This is a genomic window from Aquisalimonas sp. (assembly GCF_007120195.1).
Taxonomy (GTDB): domain Bacteria; phylum Pseudomonadota; class Gammaproteobacteria; order Nitrococcales; family Aquisalimonadaceae; genus Aquisalimonas.
Window position 1 is genome coordinate 1 of record NZ_SKOG01000087.1, and the last position, 6,278, is coordinate 6,278.

Here is a 6,278-nt window from a genome sequence, read left to right on the forward strand (position 1 = left end):
CGGCCTGCCTCAGCGCCGCCATCTGGCTCAGGTGCTGGCCTTCCAAGCCGGCGGTTAGGGCGCCGAGGGGGGCGAGCCGGCTGGCTCCGGCCTTGTCGGCTTGCCCCTGGACGAGCTCAAGCACCGCTGTGCTATCGATGACAGGCTGCGTGGCCGGCGAGGGGCACAGGGTCGTGATGCCGACGCTCGCGGCGGCTTGGAGTTCGTTGATGATGTCTGCCTTGTGTTTCGCGCCGGGCTCGCGCAGGTGGACGGCCAGATCCACAAGACCGGGAATGACCAGCTGACCGCCGGCCTCGATGGTTTCATCCGCCTGGAAGCCGGCAGGCGCGTCGTCCAGGGCGGCGATGGCGCCGTCGATGACATAGAGGTCAGCAACACGGTCCAGGTGCTGGGCTGGGTCCAGCAGGCGTCCGCCGCGAATGCGAATGGTGCCGCTCATCCGCCCTCCTGGACGGAGGCGCCCCGTCCTTCCAGGCACATGGACATGACGGCCATGCGCACCGCGATCCCGTTGGTGACCTGATTGAGGATCACGGACTGTGGGCCGTCGGCGACGGCGGACTCAATCTCTACCCCGCGGTTGATCGGTCCCGGGTGCATGACAATGGCGTCAGGCTTGGCCAGGGCCAAGCGCTCCTGGGTGATGCCGTAGAGCTGATAGTACTCCTGCTCGCTGGGTAGCAGTGCGCCTTGCATGCGCTCGCGTTGCAGCCGCAAGGTGATGATCACGTCCACGTCCCGCAGGCCCGCGGTGATATCGTGGTAGACCTGGACGCCGAGGCGATCGACATGCCGCGGCAAGAGCGTGCGTGGCCCGACAACGCGGACCTCGCCGGCACCGAGCGCGTTCAGGGCATGGATTTGCGACCGGGCGACGCGCGAGTGGAGGATGTCGCCGACGATGGCCACACGCAGGGGCTCGAATGCCCGCTTGTGGCGTCGAATGGTGTACATGTCGAGCATCGCCTGGGTGGGATGGGCGTGTCGGCCGTCGCCGGCATTGACAATGGCGAGATCATTGCCGACGTGTTCGGCGATGAAATGCGCCGCGCCGCTGTCCGCGTGGCGCACGACGAACATGTCGCACTGCATCGCCTCGAGGTTGCGCAGCATGTCCAGCAGGCTTTCGCCCTTGACCGTCGCCGAGGTGCCCACGTCGATATTGAGCACGTCAGCGGACAGGCGCTTGGCGGCAAGCTCGAAGGTGGTCCGTGTCCGCGTGCTGGCCTCGAAGAAAAGGTTGATGACGGTGCGGCCACGCAGCAGCGGCACGGTCTTGATGGATTTCTCGATGACACCGGTGAAGGAGCTCGCGGTGTCCAGCATCCGTTCGAGCAGCTCCCGGGGCAGGCCCTCGGTGGTGAGGAAGTGGCGCAGCCGTCCCTGGTCGTCGAGCTGGATGTCCCGGGCGGTCATGCCGCGTCCTGAATGGTCAGCTCAAGCGGGCTGGGGCCCTGCAGCTTGACCCGCTGCCCCTGCTCCAGCGTGATCCGGGTGCCGACAACATCGGCCGCAATGGGCAGCGCGCGCTCACCGCGGTCGACCAGCACCGCCAGCAGGACCCGTCGCGGGCGCCCGAAGTCGAAGATCTCGTTCAGGGCGGCGCGCACTGTGCGTCCGCTGTAGAGGACGTCGTCCACCAGTATGATGTCCCGGTTGTCCACCGAGAAGGGCAGGTTTGATGGCCGCACTTGGGGGTGAACGCCGCGGGTGCCCACATCATCGCGGTAGAAGGCGATATCCAGCGTGCCAAGGGGCGTTTCGGGGGCGAGCTTGCGGTGCAGGGCTTGGGCAACCCAGGCGCCACCGGAGTGAATGCCGATAATCGCCGGCTCTCGGATGCCGCGCTGCTCGAGCACCGTGCGTAGGTCATCACTCATCTGTTGAACCAGCGTGTCCACCGAAGCGAGCTGTTTCATGGGGCGTGTTCCGCGAGCCAGGTTTCAAGAATGACGCAGGCGGCTATCCGATCAATGGCCTCTTTCGAGCCGCGAGAGCGCCCGGGTCGCCGGTCGGCGAGCCGCTCCTCGGCGGCGCGGGAGCTGAGCCGCTCATCCACTAGGTGCACCGACAAGCGGAAACGGCCCTGCAGCTGGCGGGCAAAGCGTTCCGCCCCATGAGTCACCGGGTTGGCGGTGCCGTCGGCATGTTCCGGGCGGCCGACCACCACGGCGTCCGGCTGCCACTCCCCGAGCAGCCGCGCGATGGCCGGCCAGTCCGGCTGGCCGTCGCTAGGGCAATCGAGCGTGGTCAGCGGCCGCGCGCCGCCGGTGACGGTCTCACCGACGGCGACGCCGATGCGGCGCCGGCCATAGTCGAAACCGAGGAGCGTGGCCGCCATTACGCGTGCCCGGCATCCGAGGAGAGCAGGGTGATATCCACCCCCAATAGGGCCGCTGCTGCCTGCCAGCGCTCACCGCTCTCGCGGGTAAAGATGATGTCCGGGTCGGCAGGGCCGCTCAGCCAGGCGTTTTGCGCCAACTCCTCTTCCAGCTGTCCGGCCTCCCAACCCGCGTAGCCGAGGGCGACGAAATAGCGCTGCGGCCCTTCGCCCTGGGCAATGGCGGCGAGAATGTCGCGCGACGTGGTGACGCTGACGTGCTCGGAGACCCGCAGGCTGGAATCCCACTCGCTGTCGGGGCTGTGCAGGACAAACCCGCGTTCGCGCTGCACCGGTCCGCCCATGTAGACGGTTTGACCGGCAATCGCCGCGTTGGCAGCCTCGATCCCCAGGTGCTCCAGCAGTTCGCCAAGGGACACCTCGGTGGGGCGGTTGATGATAATGCCGAGCCCGCCCTCGGCGTTGTGCTCGCACATGTACGCAACCGCCTGGTGGAAGTTGGGATCCGCCAGCGCCGGCATGGCAATCAAAAAGTGATTGGTCAGGAATGCTTGTTTGTCCATGCCACCAGTATCCGTCACCCGATGCCGAGGGCTCAAGGGGAATCAGGGGGAATACTGGGTTATCGTCACATCCCGGCAATCTCCGCGCCGGTGGGTCCAGGCCGCACCTCAGCGGGTGCGCAATCCGCCATCGTGGACGAACTGCCACGTCCGGGTAATCACAAGCTGGTCCTTGCCGCCCAGAACCTCCTCCGGTATAGCCTCGAACGGCCCTGCCAGTGTCACCACCCGCTTGGCCGATTCGTCCAGCACCGCGTGCGGTGAGCGTTCCAGCACCTGGATACCGGCTACACTGCCGTCCCGATCCAGGGTGACCTCCAAAATCAGGCGCCCGGAAAGCCCGCGCCGGCGGGCTTCATCGGGGTAGTTCAGGTTGCCCACCTCTTCGATGCGCCTGATCCAATCGTGCATGTAGGCCGCCGCCTCGTGGGCGCGGGTCCGGGCGTTGATGCGCTGCCTGGATGGGTGCAGTGCCCTCCATTCATGGCGGGTAAAGGTATCGGCAATGTCCCGGGCCACCTGTTCCTCGGCATCCAGAAGGTCGCGATTGGGTGAATGGTGGGGCTCGGGAGCATTAAGCTCGGGCTTCGGTAACTGTTCCCGCGCGGTGTTCGTGGTGATGGCCCGCGTGTCCTGCGCCGGTGGATCGGCACGTTGGCTGGGTGCGGCCGCAACCACCGCGCCCATGTCACGTGGGTCCGGGAGCAGGGCGCTGTACTCCGTAGGCCGTTTGGCTTCTTCGGCGGTGCCGCCGCCCTCCTGGTGGTCCGGTGCCAGGAAGTCAAAGTCCTCGGGGGCCTCTTCCGTGGGCGATTGCGCCAGGGTGATCTCAATGAGCGGCGGTGTGTCCCGTTCCGCAAGAGGCATGGTGAAGCCGACGCCGAAGATGATCGCCCCATGCAGCGCCGCGGCCACAAAGAGCGCGATTCCGAACCGGTCGGCGGGGCTGATTCGGGGCTTACGCATGTATGGTCCTTTGCGCGTCATAGACGTCACTGTCGAGCTGCCGAAGCAGACCCCGAGCGAGTATATCATTGAGTCAGCCGAAGGCCACCGACGCCGCCATCAGGCAGCAATTCAAATTATGTTATGGCGCTGAAGCCAGGGCGTCGGCGCGCAGCGGATAGAGAATAGACGTTTGGGAGCGGCGTCGTGGTGACGATGGTCACGGTTCTGGCGGCCACGGCCGGCGGTGAGGCCGACATCGAGCCAGTTGGCCGCCGCGCGCAATGGCGCAATAGCGGCGTTAAGCCGCTTAAAAGGGGCGATGGCCATTCCCTGCGCGACACGCCTGGCTACTCCGCGCTGGGGCACCCGCAGAATGGCTGGATAGTTGTTCAAGGGTGCCCTAAGCAACAGGTGAATCAGCAGGCAAGCGGCAGCAACCGCACCCCGCTTCCCGTGGCCCTTCGGGAAACCGGCTCGCCCCGTGCATCACCGGCCATTGCTTCGATAATGCCGGTGAAGTCCCGGTCCGCCTGAAAGGCCAACAACGGCAACAGCAGCGGTGCAAGCCAGGCCGGTTTTGTGGTCAGTTCCCACCAGACCTTGACTACGGATCCTTCCCTCTCCCCGCCCCCTTGCTCTTCCGGCATTACCTCCCAACCACCGAACATCTCGCTGGCGGGAAACGGGAAACCCGGCTCATCGGCAAGAAAACGCACGGTAAACTCTCGACCGGGGGTAAACGCGATACATTCCTCGGACCAGGACTTGCCGGCCTGATCAACACAATGACGCACGGCACCGACACCGGGTTCGCGACCATACAGGATCTGCGAACTTTTCAGCGACGGCATATAACGCTGAATATCGCCGATCCGGCGGATCACTTCCCACATGGCCGGTGCAGGCACGTCGACCCGAACCATGATGCAGTGACGATACACGTCGCCGTCAGGGGCGCGATGGGCAATGCGGATACCGCGCATCTGAAGCAGACCAAACACCAACATCACGGTTGCCATCAGGGACACCGTCACCAAGCCGCTGGGAGACAGCACGCCGGGAAACAGCAGTAACCCGACAATCGTGGCCAGCACCCAGAGGACGTCACCGGCGCTGGCGTACAGCGCCCGCCAGGTAGCGAGCCGCGGCCGGCTGGCCTGATGCACCAGGTCCGCGGCAAAGACAAGCAAGCCGACGCCGATCAGGCGATAAATCAGCGGCGCTTGAACACCGAGCAGGTCGCCGAGCAGCACCGGGTTGATCTGCATCAGCAGGGCACAAGCGGTCGAGAAAAAGGCGTTCCCGAGCAGCACGAGCCGCAGTGGTCGAGTGAAACTCATGGCGGTTTCCTTCAAGGGCCTGAAGACGATACCGAGGTCAACAGTCACTGCCCGGCATCCTTTCATGTAAACTCGGTAGACATACATTAGGACCTCACCCTTTATATGTCAACAAGGTTTACACAGCGCGGCACACCCATGGCGGAAAGCCATTCCCTGCGGCTGGTGCAAAGCGCCACGGCGGTCCAGGAGCAGATCACCCGGCATGTGGCGGAAACACTCAAGGCAAGGGGTTATCAAGATATATCTCCGTCCCTGCTCGGTTTTCTGGGCGCCCTGGATTGCGGCACCAACTACGGCTCGGAAATTGCCCGTCGCCTCAATGTCTCCCGGCAGATGGTGGCCAAGACGGTCAAGGAGCTGGTGCGCCTGGGCTATCTGGAGCAGGCCGATGGCCCCGGCAAGCAAAAGCAGATTCTGTTCACCGGCGCCGGAGAGCAATTGATGTCCGATGTCAGACAATTACTGGTGGAGATGGACGCATTGCTCTCGCAACAAATTGGCAAGCAGACACTGGAACGGGCGGTGAGCCTGATGGAAAGCATCCAGCAGTCATCCGATCTCACATCCGATTGGTGACCCGGACCACCTCCGCACCTGTTTACCCCGAATCACCCACCTGGTAACCAGATCCCGCAGGCTATACAGGGCAAAGCAGGCCGCCAGCATGGGCCAGACGGAAAGGAACAGCAGATTGTCGAAAGGATCCAGATACTGGCGCCAGGAGGACAGAGTGGATATGCCGTACAGCAGAATTACCAGTCCATAGGTCAAGTGCTTCTGGTAACCGATTAGGAAAGCGATAGTCAGCACCATCTCCAGGGCACTGATAAGGTAAAAGAACCCGGTACCCAAACCTGACAGAAAATAGGAATTGTCGAAAACCGCCGCAGCATGTCCCGGTTGAACAAGTTTATCCAGCGTGCAGAAACGCATCACCGCAACCATGCGGCGCCACTGTCGAGTCCATTCCGGCCGGCCAGCCGATACCCTGCCGTGCACTTTATGGGTGAGAGCAACGCGGGTGGCACGAAGGGAACGTCAACCAGCCCCCTCGGAGGCGCCCGAGCCGCGGGCAACAGA

At 64.0% G+C, this 6,278-nt stretch carries 8 protein-coding genes and 1 pseudogene; 1 reads left to right on the plus strand and 8 read right to left on the minus strand.

Features of this window, described 5'->3' with window-relative positions; genetic code table 11:
• The 7 genes and pseudogenes from QZT63_RS06975 to QZT63_RS07005 all read right to left on the minus strand — a co-directional run.
• Positions 1-442, minus strand: a pseudogene (locus QZT63_RS06975) (dihydroorotase); the annotation flags it as partial.
• Entirely contained in the window at positions 439-1,419 is a 981-nt protein-coding gene (locus tag QZT63_RS06980; RefSeq protein WP_290649770.1) for an aspartate carbamoyltransferase catalytic subunit, read from the minus strand. The pseudogene QZT63_RS06975 and the gene QZT63_RS06980, both read right to left, overlap by 4 nt.
• The gene (gene pyrR / locus QZT63_RS06985) at positions 1,416-1,922 is read right to left on the minus strand and encodes a bifunctional pyr operon transcriptional regulator/uracil phosphoribosyltransferase PyrR (RefSeq protein ID WP_290649772.1); all 507 of its coding nucleotides are present in this window, start codon (positions 1,920-1,922) and stop codon (positions 1,416-1,418) included. The genes QZT63_RS06980 and pyrR overlap by 4 nt, the downstream gene beginning before the upstream one ends.
• Positions 1,919-2,344: a Holliday junction resolvase RuvX gene (ruvX, locus tag QZT63_RS06990; RefSeq protein WP_290649774.1), complete on the minus strand. Its 426-nt coding sequence runs from the start codon at positions 2,342-2,344 to the stop codon at positions 1,919-1,921. Before ruvX ends, pyrR begins: the two co-directional genes overlap by 4 nt.
• On the minus strand, positions 2,344-2,907 hold the full coding sequence (locus tag QZT63_RS06995) for a YqgE/AlgH family protein (RefSeq protein WP_290649775.1): 564 nt from the start codon (positions 2,905-2,907) through the stop codon (positions 2,344-2,346). Before QZT63_RS06995 ends, ruvX begins: the two co-directional genes overlap by 1 nt.
• Before the next feature lie 108 nt (positions 2,908-3,015).
• Positions 3,016-3,873, minus strand: a complete 858-nt coding sequence (locus QZT63_RS07000) for an energy transducer TonB (protein WP_290649776.1) — start codon at positions 3,871-3,873, stop codon at positions 3,016-3,018.
• Between the two features lie 398 nt (positions 3,874-4,271).
• The gene (locus QZT63_RS07005) at positions 4,272-5,243 is read right to left on the minus strand and encodes an SRPBCC family protein (RefSeq protein WP_290649778.1); all 972 of its coding nucleotides are present in this window, start codon (positions 5,241-5,243) and stop codon (positions 4,272-4,274) included.
• Positions 5,244-5,300: 57 nt separating this feature from the next.
• Between QZT63_RS07005 and QZT63_RS07010 the strand changes: the two genes are divergently transcribed.
• Positions 5,301-5,774, plus strand: a complete 474-nt coding sequence (locus QZT63_RS07010) for a MarR family transcriptional regulator (RefSeq protein ID WP_290649780.1) — start codon at positions 5,301-5,303, stop codon at positions 5,772-5,774.
• On the opposite strand, the gene QZT63_RS07015 is transcribed toward QZT63_RS07010, so the two are convergent.
• Positions 5,748-6,143, minus strand: a complete 396-nt coding sequence (locus QZT63_RS07015) for a hypothetical protein (protein ID WP_290649782.1) — start codon at positions 6,141-6,143, stop codon at positions 5,748-5,750. The genes QZT63_RS07010 and QZT63_RS07015 overlap by 27 nt on opposite strands.
• Positions 6,144-6,278 lie beyond the last annotated feature (135 nt).